Source organism: Streptomyces sp. NPDC002176 (genome assembly GCF_044903645.1).
Classification (GTDB): Bacteria; Actinomycetota; Actinomycetes; order Streptomycetales; family Streptomycetaceae; genus Streptomyces.
On sequence record NZ_JBJDQW010000005.1, the window covers coordinates 89,699 to 112,382 of the forward strand.

Annotated in this window: 19 protein-coding genes; 3 read left to right on the forward strand and 16 right to left on the reverse strand. The window is 72.1% G+C overall.

Annotation, left to right across the window (positions count from 1 at the left end):
* Positions 1-135: 135 nt before the first annotated feature.
* The 7 genes from topA to bldG all read right to left on the reverse strand — a co-directional run bounded on the left by topA (position 136) and on the right by bldG (position 9,804).
* The gene (gene topA / locus ACI2LY_RS23210) at positions 136-2,979 is read right to left on the reverse strand and encodes a type I DNA topoisomerase (RefSeq protein ID WP_404708843.1); all 2,844 of its coding nucleotides are present in this window, start codon (positions 2,977-2,979) and stop codon (positions 136-138) included.
* A gap of 257 nt (positions 2,980-3,236) precedes the next feature.
* Entirely contained in the window at positions 3,237-3,434 is a 198-nt protein-coding gene (locus tag ACI2LY_RS23215) for a hypothetical protein (RefSeq protein ID WP_404708844.1), read from the reverse strand.
* A 267-nt stretch (positions 3,435-3,701) separates the two neighbouring features.
* The gene (locus ACI2LY_RS23220; protein ID WP_404708845.1) at positions 3,702-5,222 is read right to left on the reverse strand and encodes a methyltransferase; all 1,521 of its coding nucleotides are present in this window, start codon (positions 5,220-5,222) and stop codon (positions 3,702-3,704) included.
* Positions 5,223-5,307: 85 nt separating this feature from the next.
* Entirely contained in the window at positions 5,308-5,916 is a 609-nt protein-coding gene (locus ACI2LY_RS23225; protein ID WP_404708846.1) for a small secreted protein, read from the reverse strand.
* A gap of 199 nt (positions 5,917-6,115) precedes the next feature.
* Complete coding sequence (locus ACI2LY_RS23230) at positions 6,116-8,527, reverse strand: sodium-translocating pyrophosphatase (protein ID WP_404708847.1); 2,412 nt, start codon at positions 8,525-8,527, stop codon at positions 6,116-6,118.
* A 335-nt stretch (positions 8,528-8,862) separates the two neighbouring features.
* Positions 8,863-9,300 carry an ATP-binding protein gene (locus ACI2LY_RS23235; protein ID WP_389004283.1) on the reverse strand — a complete coding sequence of 146 codons (438 nt, stop codon included), beginning with the start codon at positions 9,298-9,300 and terminating at the stop codon, positions 8,863-8,865.
* Positions 9,301-9,462: 162 nt separating this feature from the next.
* Complete coding sequence (gene bldG, locus ACI2LY_RS23240) at positions 9,463-9,804, reverse strand: anti-sigma factor antagonist BldG (protein WP_010986038.1); 342 nt, start codon at positions 9,802-9,804, stop codon at positions 9,463-9,465.
* Between the two features lie 82 nt (positions 9,805-9,886).
* On the opposite strand from bldG, the gene ACI2LY_RS23245 reads away from it, so the two are divergent.
* Positions 9,887-12,382, forward strand: coding sequence for a DEAD/DEAH box helicase (locus ACI2LY_RS23245; protein WP_404708848.1), 2,496 nt, complete (start codon positions 9,887-9,889; stop codon positions 12,380-12,382).
* 44 nt (positions 12,383-12,426) lie between these two features.
* Here the strand turns inward: ACI2LY_RS23245 and ACI2LY_RS23250 are convergent, their stop codons facing one another.
* The 7 genes from ACI2LY_RS23250 to ssd are packed head-to-tail and all read right to left on the reverse strand — an operon-like array spanning position 12,427 to position 17,350.
* Entirely contained in the window at positions 12,427-12,789 is a 363-nt protein-coding gene (locus ACI2LY_RS23250) for an Rv3654c family TadE-like protein (RefSeq protein ID WP_404708849.1), read from the reverse strand.
* The gene (locus ACI2LY_RS23255) at positions 12,770-13,159 is read right to left on the reverse strand and encodes a TadE family type IV pilus minor pilin (RefSeq protein ID WP_404708850.1); all 390 of its coding nucleotides are present in this window, start codon (positions 13,157-13,159) and stop codon (positions 12,770-12,772) included. Before ACI2LY_RS23255 ends, ACI2LY_RS23250 begins: the two co-directional genes overlap by 20 nt.
* Complete coding sequence (locus tag ACI2LY_RS23260; RefSeq protein WP_404708851.1) at positions 13,146-13,346, reverse strand: DUF4244 domain-containing protein; 201 nt, start codon at positions 13,344-13,346, stop codon at positions 13,146-13,148. Before ACI2LY_RS23260 ends, ACI2LY_RS23255 begins: the two co-directional genes overlap by 14 nt.
* Before the next feature lie 57 nt (positions 13,347-13,403).
* Complete coding sequence (locus ACI2LY_RS23265; RefSeq protein ID WP_404708852.1) at positions 13,404-14,186, reverse strand: type II secretion system F family protein; 783 nt, start codon at positions 14,184-14,186, stop codon at positions 13,404-13,406.
* A complete protein-coding gene (locus tag ACI2LY_RS23270) occupies positions 14,183-15,058 on the reverse strand; it encodes a type II secretion system F family protein (RefSeq protein WP_404708853.1) in 876 nt (291 codons plus the stop codon). The genes ACI2LY_RS23265 and ACI2LY_RS23270 overlap by 4 nt, the downstream gene beginning before the upstream one ends.
* The gene (locus ACI2LY_RS23275) at positions 15,051-16,247 is read right to left on the reverse strand and encodes a TadA family conjugal transfer-associated ATPase (RefSeq protein ID WP_404708854.1); all 1,197 of its coding nucleotides are present in this window, start codon (positions 16,245-16,247) and stop codon (positions 15,051-15,053) included. Before ACI2LY_RS23275 ends, ACI2LY_RS23270 begins: the two co-directional genes overlap by 8 nt.
* Entirely contained in the window at positions 16,244-17,350 is a 1,107-nt protein-coding gene (ssd, locus tag ACI2LY_RS23280; protein ID WP_404708855.1) for a septum site-determining protein Ssd, read from the reverse strand. The genes ACI2LY_RS23275 and ssd overlap by 4 nt, the downstream gene beginning before the upstream one ends.
* Before the next feature lie 578 nt (positions 17,351-17,928).
* On the opposite strand from ssd, the gene ACI2LY_RS23285 reads away from it, so the two are divergent.
* Complete coding sequence (locus ACI2LY_RS23285) at positions 17,929-18,759, forward strand: HAD family hydrolase (RefSeq protein ID WP_404708856.1); 831 nt, start codon at positions 17,929-17,931, stop codon at positions 18,757-18,759.
* A 381-nt stretch (positions 18,760-19,140) separates the two neighbouring features.
* Here ACI2LY_RS23285 and ACI2LY_RS23290 read toward each other — a convergent pair whose 3' ends face one another.
* Positions 19,141-19,965, reverse strand: a complete 825-nt coding sequence (locus ACI2LY_RS23290; protein WP_404708857.1) for an oxidoreductase — start codon at positions 19,963-19,965, stop codon at positions 19,141-19,143.
* Positions 19,966-20,094: 129 nt separating this feature from the next.
* Here ACI2LY_RS23290 and ACI2LY_RS23295 point away from each other — a divergent pair, with 129 nt between their 5' ends.
* Complete coding sequence (locus ACI2LY_RS23295; RefSeq protein WP_404708858.1) at positions 20,095-21,075, forward strand: ATP-binding protein; 981 nt, start codon at positions 20,095-20,097, stop codon at positions 21,073-21,075.
* 3 nt (positions 21,076-21,078) lie between these two features.
* Here ACI2LY_RS23295 and ACI2LY_RS23300 read toward each other — a convergent pair whose 3' ends face one another.
* Positions 21,079-22,344, reverse strand: a complete 1,266-nt coding sequence (locus ACI2LY_RS23300) for a hypothetical protein (protein ID WP_404708859.1) — start codon at positions 22,342-22,344, stop codon at positions 21,079-21,081.
* Positions 22,345-22,684 lie beyond the last annotated feature (340 nt).

The window sequence follows — 22,684 nt, forward strand, 5'->3', positions numbered from 1 at the left end:
GTCCCTACCCCTTCCCTGACCCTCACTCCTTGATCCCTTAAGGGGCGCACGCCGGAGCGCGAACACCCCGGCACCGAGAGCGGTACCGGGGTGTTCGCGCACGCGGAAGCGAGCGGCGGAAGCGAGTGAGGAGGGTCAGTCCTCCGAGCCGGAGCCCGTCGCCTTGGCCGCCGTGGTCGTCTTCGCGGTCGTCTTCGCGGTCGTCTTCTTCGCCGTGGTCTTCTTCGCGGCCGTCGTCGTCTTCTTGGCCGCCGTCTTCTTGGCGGCGGTCTTCTTCGCCGGGGCCGCCTTCTTCGCGGTGGCCTTCTTCGCCGTCTTCTTGGCGGGCCCCTTCGCCCGCTTCTCGGCGAGCAGCTCGAAGCCGCGCTCCGGGGTGATCTCCTCCACACTGTCGCCGGAGCGCAGGGTGGCGTTGGTCTCCCCGTCGGTGACGTACGGACCGAAGCGGCCGTCCTTGACCACGACCGGCTTGGCGGAGACCGGGTCCTCGCCCAGCTCCTTCAGCGGGGGCTTGGCCGCGGCCCGGCCACGCTGCTTGGGCTGGGCGTAGATCGCCAGCGCCTCTTCCAGCGTGATCGTGAAGAGCTGCTCCTCCGCCGTGAGCGAGCGGGAGTCCGTGCCCTTCTTCAGGTACGGGCCGTAGCGGCCGTTCTGCGCGGTGATCTCCACGCCCTCGGCGTCGGTGCCGACCACGCGGGGCAGCGACATCAGCTTCAGGGCGTCCTCGAGCGTGACCGTGTCGAGCGCCATGGACTTGAAGAGCGAGGCCGTGCGCGGCTTGACCGCGTTCTTGCCGGTCTTGGGGGTGCCCTCGGGGAGCACCTCGGTGACGTAGGGGCCGTAGCGGCCGTCCTTGGCGATGATCTGGCGGCCGGTGACCGGGTCGGGGCCCAGCTCGAAGTCGCCGCTGGGCTTGGCCAGCAGTTCCTCGGCCAGCTCGACCGTCAGCTCGTCCGGCGCCAGGTCCTCGGGGACGTCGGCGCGCTGGTGCTGCTCGGTGTCCTTCTCGCCCCGCTCGATGTACGGGCCGTAGCGGCCGACGCGCAGCACGATGCCGTCGCCGACCGGGAAGGAGGAGACCTCGCGGGCGTCGATCGCGCCCAGGTCGGTGACCAGTTCCTTCAGACCGCCGAGGTGGTCGCCGTCGCCGTTGCCCGCGTCGGCCGCGGCACCGGAGTGCGAGCCCTCGCCGAAGTAGAAGCGCTTGAGCCACGGCACGGACTGGGCCTCGCCGCGCGCGATGCGGTCGAGGTCGTCCTCCATGCGGGCGGTGAAGTCGTAGTCGACGAGCCGGCCGAAGTGCTTCTCCAACAGGTTGACCACGGCGAAGGACAGGAAGGACGGCACCAGGGCCGTGCCCTTCTTGAAGACGTAGCCGCGGTCCAGGATCGTGCCGATGATCGACGCGTACGTCGACGGACGGCCGATCTCGCGCTCCTCCAGCTCCTTGACCAGCGACGCCTCGGTGTAGCGGGCCGGGGCCTTGGTTGCGTGGCCGTCGACCGTGATCTCGTCGGCGGCCAGCGGGTCGCCCTCGGAGACCTGGGGCAGCCGACGCTCGCGGTCGTCCAGCTCGGCGTTCGGGTCGTCGGCGCCCTCGACGTACGCCTTCAGGAAGCCGTGGAAGGTGATCGTCTTGCCGGAGGCGCTGAACTCGACGTCGCGGCCGTCGGCGGAGGTGCCGCCGATCTTGACGGTCACGCTGTTGCCGGTCGCGTCCTTCATCTGGGAGGCGACGGTCCGCTTCCAGATCAGCTCGTACAGCCGGAACTGGTCGCCGGTCAGGCCGGTCTCGGCGGGGGTGCGGAAGCGGTCGCCGGAGGGGCGGATCGCCTCGTGCGCCTCCTGCGCGTTCTTGACCTTGCCCGCGTAGGAGCGCGGCTGCGGCGGGAGGTAGTCGGCGCCGTACAGCTGCGTGACCTGGGCGCGGGCGGCGCCGATGGCCGTCTCGCTCAGGGTCGTGGAGTCCGTACGCATGTACGTGATGTAGCCGTTCTCGTACAGCTTCTGGGCGACCTGCATGGTCGCCTTCGCGCCGAAGCCGAGCTTGCGGCTGGCCTCCTGCTGGAGGGTCGTCGTACGGAACGGGGCGTACGGCGAGCGGCGGTACGGCTTGGACTCCACCGAGCGCACGGAGAACCGGGTGGTCTCCAGGGCGGCGGCGAGCGCGCGGGCGTTCGCCTCGTCGAGGTGGAGGGTGTTCGCGCTCTTGAGCTGGCCCAGCGAGTCGAAGTCGCGGCCCTGGGCGACACGCCGGCCGTCGACGGTCTGGAGGCGGGCGACCAGCACGGACGCGTCCGAGGAGTCGCCCGGGCGGCCGGTGGCGAAGGTGCCGGTCAGGTCCCAGTACTCGGCGGAGCGGAAGGCGATGCGCTCGCGCTCACGCTCGACGATGAGCCGGGTGGCGACGGACTGCACACGGCCCGCCGACAGCTTCGGCATGACCTTCTTCCACAGGACCGGCGAGACCTCGTAGCCGTAGAGGCGGTCGAGGATGCGGCGGGTCTCCTGGGCGTCGACCAGCTTCTTGTTCAGCTCGCGCGGGTTGGCGACGGCCTCGCGGATCGCGTCCTTGGTGATCTCGTGGAAGACCATCCGCTTGACGGGGATCTTCGGCTTGAGGACCTCCTGGAGGTGCCAGGCGATGGCCTCGCCCTCGCGGTCCTCATCGGTGGCGAGGAAGAGCTCGTCGGAGTCCTTCATCAGGTCCCGGAGCTTCTTTACCTGCGCCTTCTTGTCCGCGTTGATGACATAGATCGGCGCGAAGTCGTGTTCCACGTCCACACCGAGGCGGCGGACCTCACCGGTGTACTTCTCCGGCACCTCCGCGGCGCCGCTGGGAAGGTCCCGGATGTGCCCGACGCTCGCCTCGACTACGTATCCGGGGCCGAGGTAGCCCTTGATCGTCTTCGCCTTGGCAGGCGACTCGACGATGACGAGTCGGCGGCCGCCCTGTGCGGTCTCGCTGGTCGGGGACAACTTCGCTCTTCTCTCCGGTCGGCGCTGGGAATCCTCCCCAGGCGCTCGTCCCTGGGGTCGCGGCGTGGTGGCTGGTGTGACGCTGCGGAGTGTGACGGTACATCCCGCCCCCGTGTCAAACGGGAAAAGCCCACAACGGCCACTCGAACGGTAACCCGACTACCGCCATTCCTGCCGCCCGGAGTACCCGCCGAGCGCTCACCCCATGCCCGGAGCCCTCCGCTCCGGCCGCCGACGCGCCGACCCGGCCGACGCCCTCAGGGACGCGTCAGGCAGTACGCGGCCAGCCCCAGCGAGACGACGGCGGCGGCCCCCGCGATCACCGCCGATGCGACCCGGTTCACACCCACGGCGACCGGTTCGGCGCGGCGCACCCGCACCCCGGTCCACACCATCAGAGCCCCTCCGAACAGCGCGAACACCGCTCCCGCGAACACCGCCGGCACGCTTTCCATGATCCGTCCGCCCCTCCCGCGCCCGCGGCGCGGCCCGCTCCGATCCAGCGCGGGGAGGCTGCCACGCCAGGAGAACGGCGGGGCGACGACGGAATGAACGGACGGGGCCGGGCTCTGTCGGCGCGGGGGTGGCACACGTCGCTTTTCGGCCTTTTCGCCGTTCCGCCCCGTGCCCCCGGCATACGACGATGATCCGGCGCACGTCCACCGGCCCGGTTACGCCGGGTACGACAGTCGGATCAGCCGCCGTACCCCGCGCCCGGCGGCTCAGCCCACCGGTTCCAGGAAGCCCTGCTCCACCAGCAGCCGGATCTGCGCGGGCGTGCGGTCGCGCAGCACCACGGGGTCCTCGCCGACCAGCTGGGCGATGGCGTCCAGGATGACGCCCGCGCTGAGCGAGCCGTCGCACACGCCCGCGAAGCCCGCGCCGATGGTGTCCACCTTCGTCGCCCGGCGCATGCCCCGGTGCTGACGGAGCACCACATGCTCGGGGTCCTCGGCGCCGGGCAGGCCGACCTGCTCCTGGACGACCTCGTCGGCGAGCCTGAAGTGGCCCTCCAGCAGGGCCGCGTCGTCGTGCGCACGGAGGTGGTCGACGCGCGCGAAGTGGTCCCGGATGGTGTCGCCGAGGGGCTGCTCGACCGGGTGCGGCCACTCCTCCACGGTGACGGAGGGCTCGGCCGCGCCGGTGCGGCGCAGGGTGATCCAGCCGAAGCCGACCGCCTTCACCTTGCGCGCCTCGAACTCGTCCAGCCACGCGTCGTACCGCGACTGGTACTCCGCCCGGTCCTCGCGGTGGTCCCCGGCGTCCCTGAGCCACAGCTCGGCGTACTGCGTGACGTCCTGCACCTCGCGCTGCACGATCCACGCGTCGCACCCGCGCGGCACCCAGGAGCGCACCCGGTCCTGCCAGTCCTCCCCCTCCACGTGCTGCCAGTTGGCGAGGAACTGCGCGAACCCGCCCTCGTTCAGCTTCTCCCCCGCCTGCTGGACGAGCGAGCGGCACAGATCGTCGCCGCTCATCCCGCCGTCGCGGTAGGTGAGCCGGGCGCCGGGCGAGATGACGAAGGGCGGGTTGGACACCACCAGGTCGAACGTCTCGTCGTCCCGGACCGGTTCGAACAGCGAGCCCTCGCACAGGGTCGCGGCGGGTGCGCCGGAGAGGGCGAGGGTGAGCGCGGTGATGTGCAGGGCGCGCGGATTGAGGTCGGTGGCGGTGACCCTGGTCGCGTGCTGGGCGGCGTGCAGCGCCTGGATGCCGGAGCCGGTACCCAGGTCGAGCGCGGCGCCGACGGGGGTGCGCACGGTGATACCGGCGAGCGTGGTGGAGGCGCCGCCGACACCGAGGACCACGCCCTCGTCCCGGCTGCCGATGCCGCCCGCCCCGCCGACCGCGCAGCCGAGGTCGGACACGATGAACCAGTCCTCGCCGTCGGGCCCGCCGTAGGGGCGCACGTCGACGGTGGCGGCCAGCTCGTCGCCGCCCACGGTCGTGAGCCACCCGGCCTCCACCGCGTCCTCGACGGGCAGTACGTCCGTCAGGCGGGCGCGGGGCACCGGCTGCTGGAGCAGGAACAGCCGCACCAGGGCCTCCAGCGGCGTGTCGCCGCGGGTCGCGCGCAGGGCGGGCACGGTCTCGCTGCGGGCGAGCGCCGCGTACGCGGGCGCGCCGAGCAGCTCGAGCAGGCCGTCCGCGGTGAAGGAGGCCGACAGCAGGGCGTCGCGCAGGCGGGCGGCCGCCTCGGGCCGGTCGGTGGCGGGCAGGGGGGCGGAGCCGGAGTCAGTCACGCACCCATTGTGGCCCGCCGCGCCGTCCCGGGTCCGCCGCCGCCGACCGTCCGTACGGGCGGCGTCGGCCTCCGCGCGGGCGGCGTCAGCTCTTGGCGGCGGGTGCCGAGGCGGAGACCTTGCAGCTCTGCTGCTCGGCGATCGCCTCCTTGACGTCGCCCTGTTCCAGCCGCTTCAGCGCCTCGGTGCCGCTGTTGCTCTGGCGGCCGATCTCCTTGGTCTGGTCGGCGACCTCGTGCAGGCCCTTGGCGAACTTGCCCTGGTCCTTGGTGTCGAGCCCGTCGACCTTCTTCTTGAGGTTGGCGTAGGACGTGGCCAGGCCGTTGAGGTTCGTGACCGCGTCCTGCTGCCGCTTGGCCCCGCCGTCGACCCCGGGGGGAGCGCCCGCGCTGTTGATGGCGGTGGCGATGGCCTTGTAGCCGTCGGACATGTCCTGGAACGCCTGCGCGTACGTCTGCTTGGCCGCCTGGGGCTGGAGGTCGCTGTCACTGGCGATCTTGGCGATACCGGCGTTGGCCGCCTTGATCTTGGTGTACTGCGCGGGCACCGCGTCGCACACCTTCTTCGCCCAGACACCCAGCTTGGGGTCGGGGCCGCCGCCGTCGCTGCCGCATCCCGTCAGCGCCGTTATCAGTACCGCGCCGCCGGACAGGGCGGCCGCGAGCTTCTTGTTCACCGGATCGGTCCCTTCCATGGCTATCGGCCACCGGAATCTACACGGCGGAACGAGACCATCCACACGACCGGTGCCCTATAAGCAGACTTTTGCGGTGCTTCGCACCATGCGAGAGAAGGCTCACGGCCGACGGGACCGTGCCGGGTGTCCCCACACACGCGGGCGGGCGGCGGCGCGTCAGCACGCGCCGTCCGCCCGCCCGTCGGCAAAGCCCCGCTTACGGAACCACCGCCGGAGGGGTGGAGTTGGACACCTCACCGACGTCCTCGTCCCCCTCTTCCCCCACCGCGATCCCGCGCCGCTTGGACACGTACACCGCGACCACGATCACCAGCAGGGCGAACACCGCGACCAGCACGCGGACGAGCATGCTGCTGTGGTCGCCGTAGGAGAACTTGATCACGGCGGGCGCGATCAGCAGCGCGACCAGGTTCATCACCTTCAGCAGCGGGTTGATCGCGGGGCCCGCGGTGTCCTTGAAGGGGTCGCCGACCGTGTCGCCGATCACGGTGGCCGCGTGGGCGTCGCTGCCCTTACCGCCGTGGTGGCCGTCCTCGACCAGTTTCTTGGCGTTGTCCCAGGCGCCGCCGGAGTTGGCCAGGAACACCGCCATCAGCGTGCCCGCGCCGATCGCACCGGCGAGGAAGGCACCGAGGGCGCCGACGCCGAGGGTGAACCCGATGAAGATCGGCGCCATCACGGCGAGCAGTCCAGGGGTGGCCAGCTCGCGCAGGGCGTCCCGGGTGCAGATGTCGACGACCCGGCCGTACTCGGGCTTCTCGGTGTAGTCCATGATCCCCGGCCGCTCGCGGAACTGGCGCCGCACCTCGAACACCACCGAACCGGCCGACCGCGACACCGCGTTGATGGCGAGCCCGGAGAAGAGGAACACGACGGCCGCGCCCGCGATGAGACCGACCAGGTTGTTGGGCTGGGAGATGTCCATCGACAGGGTCAGCGGCGAGCCCGGCCCGCTGAGCCGCTCCCCCACGTCCGCGACGCCGGTGGTGATCGCGTCCCGGTACGAGCCGAAGAGCGCCGCGGCCGCGAGCACGGCGGTGGCGATGGCGATGCCCTTGGTGATGGCCTTGGTGGTGTTGCCGACCGCGTCCAGGTCGGTGAGCACCTGGGCGCCCGCGCCCCGCACGTCCGAGGACATCTCGGCGATGCCCTGCGCGTTGTCGGAGACGGGGCCGAAGGTGTCCATGGCGACGATCACACCGACCGTGGTGAGCAGCCCGGTCCCGGCGAGCGCCACCGCGAACAGTGCCAGCATGATCGAGGTGCCGCCGAGCAGGAACGCCCCGTACACGCCGAGGCCGATCAGCAGCGCGGTGTAGACGGCCGACTCCAGGCCCAGCGAGATGCCGGAGAGGACGACGGTGGCGGGGCCGGTGAGCGAGGTCCGCCCGACGTCGCGGACCGGGCGGCGGCTCGTCTCGGTGAAGTAGCCGGTCAGCTGCTGGATGACGGCGGCGAGCAGGATGCCGATGGCCACGGCGACCAGCGCCAGCACCCGCGGGTCGCCGTCCTTGCCGCGGATCGCCGCGTCGGTCACACCGGCCAGCTCGGAGTAGCGGCCGGGCAGATAGAGGTAGACGGCGATGGCGACCAGCACGAGGGAGATCACCGCGGAGACGAAGAAGCCCCGGTTGATGGCGCTCATCCCGCTGCGGTCGGCGCGGCGCGGGGCGACCGCGAAGATGCCGATCATCGCGGTGAGCACGCCGATGGCCGGCACCAGCAGCGGGAACGCGAGCCCGGCGTCGCCGAAGGCGGTCTTGCCGAGGATCAGCGCGGCCACCAGGGTGACGGCGTACGACTCGAAGAGGTCGGCCGCCATGCCCGCGCAGTCGCCGACGTTGTCGCCCACGTTGTCCGCGATGGTCGCCGCGTTGCGCGGGTCGTCCTCCGGGATGCCCTGCTCGACCTTGCCGACCAGGTCGGCCCCGACGTCGGCGGCCTTGGTGAAGATGCCGCCGCCCACGCGCATGAACATGGCGATCAGCGCGGCGCCCAGGCCGAAGCCCTCCAGCACCTTGGGCGCGTCGGCCGCGTAGACCAGCACCACGCAGGAGGCGCCGAGCAGTCCGAGGCCCACGGTGAACATGCCGACGACGCCGCCCGTGCGAAATGCGATCTTCATCGCCTTGTGCGAGACGACGGTGAGATCCTTTTCGGGTTCTCCGTCACCGGGAGTCGCCTCCCGCGCGGCGGCGGCGACGCGCACATTGCTGCGTACGGCGAGCCACATGCCGATATAGCCGGTGGCCGCCGAGAACACCGCGCCGATCAGGAAGAACAGCGAGCGTCCGGCCCGCTGGTTCCAGTCGTCCGCGGGAAGCAGCAGAAGCAGGAAGAACACGAGGACCGCGAATACGCCGAGGGTGCGCAACTGCCGGGCCAGATAAGCCTTGGCGCCTTCCTGGACCGCCTCCGCGATCTCCCGCATGCGTTCGGTGCCCTCGCCCGCCGACAGCACCTGGCGCACCAGGACGCCCGCGACCACCAGCGCGGCCAGGGCGACCGCCGCGATCACGGCGACCAGGACGCGGTTGCCGTCGGTCAGGACCACGGCCGCGAGGGATGCGGGATGACCCGCCTGACCAGGGATGGATAGCCCCGCCATTCGTCCTCCTTGACGCTTGGGCTGAGCTCAAGATGTGGACGGACTTGTAGCTACTCGATCGTGATCCCGACCGGGCACGGTAAACAGAATTGCCCGCCACTTACCCTTTAGCAAACGATCGGGGGGAGGACCAGAGCACGGAACCCGGACGGAGTAATACCCCTGAGGCATTTACGGTCGCGGGTTCGCCGCGCGACCTGCGGGGGTTTCCGGTCGTGAATTCCCGCACGGATTCCGGGCCCTGGGCGACTCGGCCGGAAGTGGCCGGAACAGCGCGAGGGGCCCTGCGGAACAGGGCCCCTCGTCAGGCATGGGTTGCGCGCGCGGCGCGCGGTTCAGATCAGTACGGCGGGCGGCGGGACGGTCGGCCAGGACATGCGGATCAGCCCGCCGTTCTCGCCGGTGGTGACCTCGACGTCGTCCACGAGGCCGCTGATGACCGCGAGGCCCATCTCGTCCTCCTCGGCCTCCACGTCCGCGTCGGCGGCCGCGCCCCCGGCCACCCGCTCGGCGGGGACGGCGTGCGGGGCTTCGTCGCCGACCTCGATGGAGAACAGCTTCTCCTCCTCGATCAGCGCCACCTTCACCGGCGCGGTGATGCCGACGCTCTGGTGGAGCCCGACCGCGCGGGAACACGCCTCTCCGACGGCGAGGCGGACCTCGTCGAGTACGGCCTCGTCCACTCCGGCCCTGCGCGCCACCGCGGCCGCCACCAGACGGGCGGTCCGGACGTGCTCGGGCAGCGCGCTGAAGCGGAGTTCGACGGTGGCCATGCATCCCCCTCGCGTACTACGGGTGTGCGGTGCGGGGCCGGGGCCGCCGAAAGACCGCACGCCCACGATGAAACTTGTGCGCCCCGGACCGCTACGGACCCGAGGCGGGGCCCACCGGCGCCCGGACCGCACAGACGGCCCGGACCCGGCGAACGACCCTGATCAGTCGGTGGCCGCCACCGCTTCCTCGACCGAGGTGTGGATCGGGAACACCTTGGTGAGGCCGGTGATACGGAAAATCTTCAGAATGCGCTCCTGGTTGCAGACCAGGCGGAGCGAACCCTCATGGGCACGCACCCGCTTCAGGCCGCCGACCAGCACGCCGAGCCCGGTGGAGTCGAGGAAGTCCACGCCCTCCATGTCGACGACGAGGTGGAAATTGCCGTCGTTCACCAGCTCGACCAACTGCTCGCGCAGCTTGGGCGCGGTGTACACATCGATTTCGCCACCGACCTCGACGACCGTACGATCGCCGACGGTACGGGTCGACAGGGACAGGTCCACGAATCCTCCAGCACCTTGCTATCGAGCGGTCATCCCTCGGGACATCCCGGCTTACGGCCCTTGGAACACTTCGCCAGCCGCGATGGCATTCAATCACTTACCGGCAGGTGTTCACGACGCCTTGGCTCCATTGTCCGTCAAGCCGGTGACACACTCGGTGCCGATGGCCAAGAATCACCGACCCGATCACCCCCAGCCGGACCCGGCGTCCCGCCCGTCTCCGGAGACGGTTCTGCACCGGCTCGCCTCCGGTCCGAGCAGGTCCGCGCGCATCACTCATACGGAGCACTTGCCCCCGCGTGCGGGCCGCCATGCCGTCTGGCCGGACCGGATTCGCGCCGAAGTGATCGCGGCGGTCCAGGAACGCGGGATCGAGCATCCCTGGGCCCACCAGGCGATCGCCGCCGAGCACGCCCTGGACGGCGACTCGGTGGTCGTCGCCACCGGCACCGCCTCCGGCAAGTCCCTGGCCTATCTGATGCCGGTGCTGTCCGCCCTGCTGGACGGCTCCGAGGCACCGAACGGGCGTGGCGCCACCGCCCTGTACCTCTCCCCCACCAAGGCCCTGGCCGCCGACCAGTGCCGGGCGGTGCGGGAACTCGCCGCGCCGCTGGGCAACGCGGTGCGCCCCGCGGTCTACGACGGCGACACCCCGTTCGAGGAACGCGAGTGGGTCCGGCAGTACGCCAACTACGTGCTGACCAACCCGGACATGCTGCACCGGGGCATCCTGCCCTCCCACCCCCGCTGGGCCTCCTTCCTGAAGTCGCTCAAGTACGTCGTCATCGACGAGTGCCACACCTACCGCGGCGTGTTCGGCTCGCATGTCGCCCAGGTGCTGCGCAGGCTGCGCAGACTGTGCGCCCGCTACGGCGCGTCGCCCGTCTTCCTGCTGGCCTCCGCCACGGCCGCCGAGCCCTCCGTGGCCGCCCGGCGGCTGACCGGGCTGCCGGTGGTCGAGGTCGCCGACGACGCCTCTCCGCGCGGGGAACTCGTCTTCGCCCTCTGGGAGCCCCCGCTCACCGAACTGCACGGTGAGAAGGGTGCCCCGGTGCGCCGCACCGCCACCGCCGAGACCGCCGACCTGCTGACCGACCTCACCGTGCAGGGCGTGCGCTCGGTCGCCTTCGTCCGCTCCCGGCGCGGGGCAGAGCTGATCTCGGTCATCGCGCAGGAACGGCTCGCCGAGGTCGACCGCTCGCTGGTCCGGCGGGTCGCCGCCTATCGCGGCGGCTACCTCCCCGAGGAACGCCGCGCCCTGGAACGCGCCCTGCACTCCGGCGAACTCCTCGGCCTCGCCGCCACGACCGCCCTGGAGCTGGGCGTGGACATCTCCGGCCTGGACGCGGTGGTGATCGCCGGGTATCCGGGCACCCGCGCCTCCCTGTGGCAGCAGGCGGGCCGCGCCGGACGCTCCGGGCAGGGCGCGCTGGCGGTCCTGGTGGCCCGCGACGACCCGCTGGACACGTATCTCGTCCACCACCCGGAGGCCCTGTTCGACCGCCCGGTGGAGTCCACGGTCCTCGACCCGGACAACCCCTACGTCCTCGCCCCGCACCTGTGCGCCGCCGCCGCCGAGATCCCGCTGACCGAGGCCGACCTCGACCTCTTCGGCCCGGTCAGCGCCGATGTGCTGGCCCAGCTGGAGGCCGCGAAGCTGCTGCGCCGCCGTACCCGGGCCTGGCACTGGACGCGCCGGGAGCGCGCCGCCGACCTGACCGACATCCGGGGCACCGGCGGGCCTCCGGTGCAGATCGTGGAGGAGGGCACCGGGCGCCTGCTCGGCACGGTCGACGCGGAGGCCGCGCACTCCGCCGTCCACGAGGGCGCGGTCCACCTCCACCAGGGCCGCACCTACCTGGTGCGCTCGCTCGACCTGAAGGACTCCGTCGCCCTGGTCGAACGGGCCGACCCGCCGTATTCGACCGCCGCCCGCGACACCACGTCCATCGCCGTCCTGGAGACGGACACCGAGATCCCGTGGGGCTCCGGCCGCCTGTGCCTCGGCTCGGTCGAGGTCACCAACCAAGTGGTCTCCTTCCTGCGCAGACGCCTGATCACCGGTGAGGTGATGGGCGAGACGAAACTCGATCTCCCGCCGCGTACGCTCCGTACCCGCGCGGTGTGGTGGACGGTCACCGAGGACCAGCTCGACGAGGCCCGGATCAACCCGGAGATCCTCGGCGGCGCCCTGCACGCCGCCGAACACGCCTCGATCGGCATGCTGCCCCTCTTCGCCACCTGCGACCGCTGGGACATCGGCGGGGTCTCGGTACCGCTGCACCCCGACACGCTGCTCCCCACGGTCTTCGTCTACGACGGCCACCCCGGCGGGGCGGGCTTCGCCGAGCGCGCCTTCCACACCGCCCGCGCCTGGCTGACGGCCACCCGCGAGGCCATCGCCGCCTGCGAGTGCGAGGCCGGCTGCCCCTCCTGCGTCCAGTCCCCCAAGTGCGGCAACGGCAACGAGCCCCTGCACAAGCGGGGAGCGGTGCGGCTTCTTACGACGCTGTTGCGGGGGGCGCCGGAGGAGGCGGGGGCGGTTCCGGATGCGGGGGCGGTGGAGGAGCCTGGCTAGGAGCCGTGCTAGGCACCGGGCTAGGGGCCACGCTATGAGGCGGGCTAGGGGGCAGGCCCAGGCGGCGCGGAGGCCGGTGGTCCCGCTCTGGCCCTCACCTCCGCCGCGAACGGCCCGTCTCCCGAGCCCGCGCTCACGTCCGAGATCTCGCCGACGAGCGCACACCGCAGCAGCCTCGCGCCCTGGGCCGACGCCACCCGGCGCCCCGCGGCGCAGGCGGCCTCCGCGCCCTCGGCCCAGTGATCCGCCGCCGCGAGCGCCGCCAGATCGGCAGCGCCCGCCGCCCGGTGCCGGACGACGACGGCGTGTCCCAGAGCGAGCACCGCGCCGAACACCACACACAGCAGCGAGATGGCCCCGAGACTCCAGACGGTGGCGGACCCCCGATCACTGTTCCGGCACCTCATGGCCCTCCTCCCCCGCTCCCACCGCCTCCTCGGCGGCGGCCACGGCCTCCTCCCGTACCTCGAACGGCAGCCCGGTCAGCACCGGGGGCCTCGCCACCACCGTGACGCGCACCCGCTCGCCCTCGCGGACGACGCCGACCGTCGCCCCGCTCGGTGCCGCCTCACGGGCCAGCCGGACCACCTCGTCGGGCGGGTCCTGGCGGGCGGCGGCCCGCGCCCCGGCACGGGCGGCGTCCACGCACTGGATCTGGGCGGCCACGGCGAGCAGCCCCCAGACCAGCGCCATGGTGAACGCCACCAGCACCGACAGCACCACGGCCGCCTCCGCCGTCACGAACCCCCGGTCCGCGCCCCGTTCACATCCGCGCACTGAGCGCTCGTTTCACGATGCCCTGGAGTTCCGCCTTGACCTGGCCGCTGGTCACGACCTCGTAGAGCAGCAACGCGAACCCGACCGCCGCGATGATCCCCATCGCGTACTCGGAGGTCACCATTCCGGCGTCCTTGCGGCAGCGTTCCCGCAGCAGCACCCACGCCTTGCCCGCTTTCTCACGCATCTCAAGTCCCTTTCTGTCCAGCTTGGTTGTCACGTTCGTCCACATCGGTCCGCTCCGTCAGTGGCCGCCTCCTCCCAGCGCGCCGCCCGCGAGGCCGATCACCACGGGCAGGACGCCGACCGCGATGAAGGCGGGGAGGAAGCAGAGTCCGACCGGTGCGGAGATCAGCACGGCCGCCCGGCGGGCCCGGACCGTGGCCGCCCGTATCGACTCCGCCCGCGCGTCCGAGGCGAGCCGGGCCACCGGGTCCGCCGCGGGGAGCCCGGAACGGTCGGCCCGCTCCAGCAGCCGGGCCAGCGCCCCGGCACCGGGCAGCGCCGCCAACCGGGCCCAGGCGTCCGCCGGTTCACCACCGAGCCGGGCCTCGGCCGCGCCCCGCGCCAGCGCCTCACCGACCGGGCCGCCGAGCGCCTCCCCCACCGCTTGGGCGGCGACGACGGGACTCGCACCGGACTCGATGCAGGCTGCCAGCAGCTCGGCGGCTAGCGGGAGTTGACGATCCACCGCAGCCGTGTCGATCGCTGGTGCCGACGGCGCCACCCGGCGCTGCTGCCACCGCCACAGCCCCACGGCGGCCACGATCCCCACCAGCGCCCCGACGGCCCCGCCGACCACCGCCCACACCCCGCATCCCACCCCGGCCACCGACAGCCACCGCCTGGCCATGGCCGGGACCGCGAGGGAGCGGCCGGTCCCGGGTGGCTCCATGGCCAGCAGCCCCGCCACCCGCTTCCGTGCCAGGCGCCGCTGCCGAGCCAGCTCCAGCCACCGGGCCACCGAGCCGAGGGCAACGGCCACCGCCAGGGCCACCCCCAGGCTGTGGACGACAGTGCCGCTCATGCCGCCTCAGCTCCCCGCACGATCCGGGCCGCCCACCACACCCCGGCGCCCTCGAACAGCGCCCCCGCCACCAGACACCCCAGCCCTGCCCCCGTGTGCAGGAGCACCCGCAGCGGGTCCGCGCCCATGGCCGCGCCGAGGAGCAGCCCGAGCAGGGGCAGTACCGCCAGCAGCAGGGCCGTGGCGCGGGCGCCGGACAACTGGGCGCGTAGATCGGCACGTTGGTCCCGCTCCGCGCGCAGGGCACCGTCCAGGCGACCGAGACCCGCGGCCAGTCCCGCGCCCTGGTCCACCGCCACCCGCCAGCAGGCGGCCAGCCCCAGCAGCCCCTCGGCGCCCGGTTGCCGGGCCGCCACGGCGAGCGCCCCCGGCACATCACCGCCGAACCGGGCCGCGGCGATCACGGCCGCCTGCGCCTCGCCCAGACCCCCGGAGTCCCGTTCCGCTCGCAGCAGTGCCTCGCCCGGTTGCTGCCCGGCACGGACCTCACCGGCGAGCACCCCGCACAGGGCGATCACCGCGTCCGCCCGGCGTTCTTTCACCAGCCGGGCCCGCCGGGCCTTCGTCACCCGGCGCAGCACCGGCACCCCGGCGGCCCCCGCGACCACCGGGATGACCGAGGCCCCGGCCGCCGCCAGCACCAGCCCCGCCGCCAACGACCACCACTCGGCGCCCACCCGGCCGTGCAGCCGCCGCAGTTCACCGAGGAGCCGTTCCCAGGGCGTCGGCCCGGTGTCCACCACTCCGTCGGCCGCGAACAGCAGCCTCGTCCGCCTGACCCCCTGGTGCCGTGCGTTCAGCAGCCAGGCCACGCCCCCGGCGCAGGCCAGCCCCGCGCCCGTCACCGTCTCTCCCATGCCGACGTCAGCCATCGCTCCCCCTCTCGCTTCCCGCCCCGTCGAGCAGTGCCCGCAGCCGCTCCCAGCCGCGCTCCGGCACGAAGGCCCGCTCGCCCCAGCGCAGGGCCGGTACCGTCCGCACCAGCCCCGAGGTGTCCCGCTCCAGCACATGGATCTCCGCGATCCGGCGCCGCCCGGCGCGGTCCCGCGCCAGGTGGATCACCACCGACAGCGCCGCCGCCAACTGGCTGTGCAGCGCGGCCCGGTCGAGCCCGGCCGCCGTCCCCAGCGCCTCCAGCCGGGCCGGTACGTCGGCGGCCGCGTTGGCGTGCACGGTGCCGCAGCCGCCCTCGTGGCCGGTGTTGAGCGCGGCCAGCAGATGCACCACCTCGGGGCCGCGCACCTCCCCGACGACCAGCCGGTCGGGCCGCATCCGCAACGCCTGCCGAACCAGGTCCTCCAGCGTGACCAGCCCGGCGCCCTCCTGGTTGGCGGGCCGCGTCTCCAGCCGGACGACATGCGGGTGGTCCGGGCGCAGCTCGGCCGAGTCCTCGGCCAGCACGATCCGTTCCCCAGGACCGACCAGCCCGAGCAGCGCGCTCAGCAACGTCGTCTTGCCGCTGCCGGTGCCGCCGCTGATGAGAAAAGACAGCCGGGCCCCCACCAGCGCCCGCAGCAGCCCCTCACCGCCAGGCGGGAGCGTGCCCGCGTGGGCCAGCTCGCCGAGGGTGAACGCGCGGGGCCGGACCACGCGCAGGGACAGGCAGGTGCAGCCGACCGCCACCGGGGGCAGCACCGCGTGCAGCCGGGTCCCGTCGGGGAGGCGGGCGTCCGCCCAGGGCCGCGCGTCGTCCAGGCGGCGTCCGGCGACGGCGGCCAGCCGCTGCGCGAGCCGTCGGACCGCCGGGGCGTCGGGGAAGGTGATCCGGGTCAGCTCCAGGCCGCCGCCCCGGTCCACCCAGACCCGGTCCGGCGCGGTGACCAGCACGTCGGTGACGCTCGGGTCGGCCAGCAGTGGTTCCAGCGGGCCGGAGCCGACGAGTTCGGAGCGCAGGTGTTCCGCCGCGCCGAGCACCTCGGCGTCGCCCAGCACCCGGCCCTGTTCGCGCAGGGCCTGCGCGACGCGCGCGGGGGTGGGTTCGGCGCCGCTCTCGGCGAGCCTGCGCCGGACGCCGTCGAGGAGGGCCGCGCCGTCGGCCCGGTCGAGTCCGGGAAGCGTCATCGGGGGCCTCCCGACTCGGGCAGCGCCTGCTCCCAGAAGGCGGTGCAGAACCGGGACAGCGGGCCGCGTCCGGCCGCGCCGGGCGGTCTGGCCGTGCCGCGGGGCCGCAGCAGCGCGGGCTCGACGGGCACGGTGCCGATCAGCGGCAGCCCGAGCAGCCGGGCCACCTCGTCCTCGTCGAGACCCGGCGCGTACGGCCCTCTGACCGCGACCCGCAGGTCCCGCACGACCATGCCCACGGCGGACGCGACCCGGCCGGCGGCCGCCAGGGCGCGCAGCTCCGCCGGTACGACGAGCACCGCCATGTCCAGCTGGGCGAGGGCCTCCGCGACGCCGTCGTCGAGGCGGCGCGGGAGGTCGACGACCACCGTGCCGCCGCGCCGTCGGGCGGCGGCGAGCACCGCGCGGACGGCCTGGGGCGGTACGGCCACGCAGTCGCCCCGGTCCCAGCTGAGCACACGCAGCGCGTGCAGCTCGGGCAGCGACTCCTCCAGGGCGCCGCCGCCGACCCGGCCGCGCGAGGCGGCGAAGGCGGGCCAGCGCAGTCCTTCCGCGGTCTCGCCGCCGAGGAGCACGTCGAGTCCGCCGCCCAGTGGGTCGGCGTCCACCAGCAGGGTGCGCAGGCCCTGGTGGGCGGAGGTGACGGCGAGGGCGCAGGCGAGGGTGGAGGCTCCGGCGCCGCCCCGGCCGCCGATGACGCCGACCGTGAGGGCGGGGCGGCCGACGCCCTCGGCCACGTCGGCGATGCGGTCGATGAGCCACTGCTCGCCGTCGGGCAGCATCAGCACATGGTCGGCACCGATCTCGACCGCGCGTTTCCATACGTCCGGGTCGTCCTGGTCACGGCCGACCAGCACCACTCCGCGCCGCCGGGCGGCGCCGCGCACCCGGCGGGCGGCGTCGTCGCCGACCAGGACGAGGGGCGCGCCGTCCCATCCCCCGCCGTGGTCCGGGACGCCGTGGTGGACCTCCGGCGTGGCGCCCGCCGCCGCGCACAGGCGCAGCAGATCGTCGAGGATCGCCGCGTCCTCGGTGACGATGAGCGGCCGTCCCGGTCGTCCGGCCGTGGCCGGTGGTGGATCGTGCGCGACGGTTCCGGTCATGGTGTTCCCCCTTCACTGCGTCTTCCGCGCCGCCCTCTCGGCCACGCGATTCCCGAAGATGTGGAGAACCCGTAACGGCCTCCATTTGAACGGCCGACAGGAACCGGCCAAACACGCTCGGCAATGCGATCCGGCCATGAACGGACCCGGATCAGGAGCGCTGGAATCACGATGCGGCGATCCGCGAAATCGTGTGGATCTTGGTCAAAATCTGTGGACGGCGGAGCGCCTGTGAATAACTTCGTCACCCATACCGGTGACGCCCGTACTGACTGTGTACGAGTTCCCGAGCGCACTCTGATGATTACCGTACGTAATCAATCGTGGGCATGACGAAAGGGCGGCCGCAGCCGCCCGGTACCGGTCTCAGACCGGCTGAAGGAGAGGGAAAACGCGTCCGGACATGCGACGACCCCCGCCGGGGGGGAGAGCGGGGGTCGTCCCCACGGCCGACTCGGGGGGGGAGGAGTCGGACCGGGGTTAGCACGGTCGCGAACGATCCGTGACTTCCATGGTGTACCCGAAGGGCCTCTCAGGCAAACCCACACGCCAGACCTTACGCCGAATGGTGGGCGCCTATGCTCAGGGATGTGGAAAACCACTCCTTGCCCCGCGCAGCGGCCTTCTTCGACCTGGACAAGACGGTCATTGCGAAGTCCAGCACACTCACCTTCAGCAAGTCCTTCTACCAAGGCGGTCTGATCAACCGCAGAGCGGCCTTGCGCACCGCATATGCCCAGTTCGTCTTCCTGGTCGGCGGTATGGACCATGACCAGATGGAGCGCATGCGGGAGTACCTCTCCGCGCTCTGCAAGGGCTGGAACGTGCGGCAGGTCAGAGAGATCGTGGCCGAGACCCTGCACGACCTGATCGACCCGATCATCTACGACGAGGCCGCCTCCCTGATCGAGGAGCACCACACCGCGGGCCGTGACGTCGTGATCGTGTCCACGTCGGGCGCCGAGGTGGTGGTGCCGATCGGCGAGCTGCTCGGCGCGGACCGCGTCGTGGCCACCCGCCTGGTGGTCGGCGAGGACGGCTGCTTCACCGGCGAGGTGGAGTACTACGCCTACGGCCCCACCAAGGCCGAGGCGATCCGGGAGCTGGCCGCCTCCGAGGGATACGACCTCGACCGGAGCTACGCCTACAGCGACTCGGCCACCGATCTGCCGATGCTCCAGGCCGTCGGCCACCCGCACGCGGTGAACCCCGACCGCGCGCTGCGCCGGGAGGCCGTCTCCCGTGGCTGGCAGGTCCTGGAGTTCCGCAAGCCGGTCCGACTGAAGCAGCGTCTGCCCGCCCTGTCCGCGCCCAGCCCGGCGGTCGTCGCGGTGGCGGCGCTGGGCGCGGCGGCCGCGACCGCCGGCCTCGTCTGGTACGCCAGCAAGCGCCGGGGCACGAGCGCCTGACCAGTTCGCCCCCGCCCGATCAGCCCGCCGCCCGATTCACCCCTGTTTGAAGGCAAAAGTAAAGAAGTGTGGGCAGGGGTTCCGCTTGCTCCGCGCTTGCAGTACAAAGGAATCAACGGCCTGCGGGACCAAGGACATCCGAGAGGATTCCCTCCTACTACGCATGCGGCCCCGAAGACCTTGCATGGACACAGGGCACCCACGCGACGTCGGACCGTCGATTACGGGCCTGCTTCACCAGGGCCGGGCAAAGAACCCGACCTGATGAGCAACATAAGAGGACGCTTGGTAACCAGGTGGACATGCCAGCGGCGGTACGAGAACTCGTACCGCCGCAACCCTGTTCGGGCCCCCTTTCGAGGGGGCCTTTCGTATGACCGGTCAGGCCGCTCCGCGCTGGAGCGCCTCGCACACCGCCGTCGACTCGCGCGCCCCCAGCTCGACCGCCCGGCCGCAGTGGGCGATCCAGGCCGCCATGCCCGCGGGGGAGCCGGAGACATAGCCGTCGAGCGCGGCGAGGTAGGAGGCGCGGCCCAGGTCCGCGTGGCCCACCTCGGCCGGACAGACCGACTTCGGGTCCAGACCGCTGCCGATCAGGACGATCCGCTCGGCCGCGCGCGCCACCAGCCCGTTGTGGGAGGTGAAGGGGCGCAGCGCGAGGAGTTCGCCGTGCACCACGGCGGCCGTCACCAGCGCGGGCGCGGAGGACCCGGCGATGACCAGTTCCGCGAGGCCGTCCAGGCGCCCGGCGACCTCCGGGGCGTCCGGCAGGGGCAGCTCGATGAGGGGTTCGTCGGCGAGTTCGCCCGCGCGGCGCGGGCGGCCGACCTCGTCGCCGTCGCTCGCGGCGGCCACCATGTGCAGCCGGGCCAGCACCCGCAGCGGGGACTGCCGCCAGATGGACAGCAGCTGCCCGGCCTCGGCGGTGAGCCGGAGGGCGGCGCCCATGACCTGCGCCTCGGCGCCGGTGCTGAAGTCGGTGCGTCGCCGCACCTCCTCCAGGGCCCAGTCGGCGCCGGACAGCGCCGCCGAGCCGCGGGCGCCGCGCAGGGCCGCCTCGGAGGTGATCGCGTTGCTGCGACGGCGCATGATCCGGTGCCCGTAGACCCGGTCCACGGCCTTGCGCACGGATTCCACGGAGTCGGCCACGCCGGGCAGTGAGCCCAGGGCCGCAAGGGGATCTGCGGTCGCTCCTGTCGTACTCATGAGGTCGACCCTACGCGCCCGCCCCACGGGGTGACCGGCACCCCTTCTTCGGCCCTCACACCCCTCGAAGGAGTGACCTTCTCCCGCTTCCTGGCACACACAGCTACTCGATCACTACGCTTCGTGAACATGAAAATTGCTTTCGTCGGGAAGGGCGGCAGCGGCAAGACCACGCTCTCTTCCCTCTTCATCCGCCATCTCGCGGCCGCCGGAGCCCCGGTGGTCGCCATCGACGCCGACATCAACCAGCACCTCGGACCCGCCCTCGGGCTCGACGAGGCCGAGGCGGCGGCGCTGCCCGCCATGGGCGACCGGCTGCCGCTGATCAAGGACCATCTGCGCGGCTCCAACCCGCGGATCGCCTCGGCCGAGACGATGATCAAGACCACGCCGCCCGGCGCGGGTTCGCGGCTGGTCCGGATCGGCGAGCCCGACGCGATCCACGACGCCTGCGCGCGTCCGGTGGAACTCGACGGCGGCACCGTCCGCCTGATGGTCACCGGCCCCTTCACCGACGCCGATCTGGGGGTCGCCTGCTACCACTCCAAGACCGGCGCGGTGGAGCTGTTCCTGAACCACCTCGTCGACGGCCCCGGCGAGTACGTGGTGGTCGACATGACCGCGGGCTCCGACTCCTTCGCCTCCGGCATGTTCACCCGCTTCGACATGACGTTCCTCGTCGCCGAGCCGACCCGCAAGGGAGTCTCCGTCTACCGCCAGTACAAGGAGTACGCCCGCGACTTCGGTGTCACGCTGAAGGTCGTCGGCAACAAGGTCCAGGGACCGGACGACATCGAGTTCCTGCGCGCGGAGGTCGGGGACGACCTGCTGGTGACGGTCGGGCACTCGGACTGGGTGCGGGCCATGGAGAAGGGCCGCCCGCCGCGCTTCGGCCTCCTGGAGGACGGCAACGTCCGCGCGCTGGAGACGCTCCGGGCCGCCGCCGACGCGACGTACGGGCTGCGCGACTGGGAGCGGTACACCCGTCAGATGGTCCACTTCCACCTGCGCAACGCCCAGTCGTGGGGCAACGAGCGCACCGGGACCGACCTGGCGGCGCAGGTCGACCCCGGTTTCGTGCTCGGCGAGAGCGTGGCGACCCCCGCCTGACTCCTACTGCTTGGCGGCCGGCGCTCCGGGGACACCCTTCGGCGCCGGGGCCGGGCGGCCGGAGAGCAGGGACGCCCAGCCCCGCTTGGGCGTCTCGCCCACCTCGAGGGTGCGCAGCTTGGCCAGGGTCTGCGGGTCCTGTGCGTCCAGCCAGTCGGTCAGCTCGTGGAACGAGACACAGCGGACGTCGGGCTTGTTGCACACCTTCTTGACGACGTCCTCGATGGCGCGCATGTAGGTGCCGCCGTTCCAGGATTCGAAGTGGTTGCCGATGATCAGGGGAGCGCGGTTGCCGTCGTAGGCGCGGTCGAAGCCCTTGAGGAGGCCGTCGCGCATCTCGTCGCCCCACAGGGCGAACTTGTCGGGGTCGCCCTGGGTCCGGGTGCCGGACTGGTTGACCATGAAGTTGTAGTCCATGGTCAGCTGCTCGAAGGTGTGGCCGGGGAAGGGGACCAGCTGCATGGACAGGTCCCAGAGCCCCTCCTTCTTCTTCGGCCAGACCTGGTTGTTGACGCCGCTGGAGTCGTAGCGGAAGCCCATCTGGCTCGCCGCCTTGACGAAGTTCTTCTGCCCTTCCAGGCAGGGGGTGCGGGCGCCGATGAGTTCCTTGTCGTAGTCGAAGGGCAGCGGCGAGGATTTCTTCAGACCCGAATTGGTCTTCCAGGTCTTCACGAACTCCTTGGCCTGGCTGATCTCGCTCTTCCACTCGGCCACCGACCACTGGCCGACGCCGCCCTCGGGGCCGCAGAAGTGGCCATTGAAGTGGGTGCCGATCTCGTTGCCCTCGAGCCAGGCCAGGCGCGCCTGCTTGGCGGTGTCGGAAATGCCCTGCTCGTCGTTGAAGCCGATGTCGGAGCGGCCCGGCGAGTGCTGCGGCGGCTTGTAGAGGTCCCGCTTCTCCTCCGGCAGCATGTACACACCGCTGAGGAAGAAGGTCATGTTCGCGCGGTTGTCCTTGGCGACCTTGCGGAAGTGCGAGAACAGCTTCTGGCTGTCCTCACCCGCGCCGTCCCAGGAGAACACCACGAACTGCGGCGGCTTCTGACCGGGCTTCAGCTTCTCGGGCCGGGGCAGGTGCGGCTGGGCACCGGTGTACGCGGTGGACCCGTCGCCGATCAGCCGGACGACGCTCTTGGGGGCCGGGGCGCCTTTCTGCGGGCCGGGCGCGCCCTCCCTCGCCCCGTCGGAGCCGGTGGCGCAACCGGCGAGGGAGGCGGCACCGGCAGCGGCGACCATGGCACAGACGGCGATCCTCTGGGTGGCGGCCATGTTCCGCCCACCTTCTTCCTTCTCTCGGGCGAACTCTCAGGCGAACGCCGATGAGGGCGTTTTCTGGCGATGCGCCGGATTCCTCCCGGCGGCGCCGTCAAAGTCGCATGAGGTGGAGAAGGAACTAGTACGACAAGCCGACGAAATGCCCACTTCACCCGGCCGAGTGCACATGTGTGCCATTTGCTTCGAAAAGATATGCCCTCCCTTTACTCTGGATTACGGTTCGTTTACCGAGCGTTGAATCATCCCGCCGCTGCACGCCGTGACCCACGGCCGCGACCGAACCCCCCGCCCCGGGCGGGACCCCACAGACCGCGACCGCGCTGCCCCGGAGGAG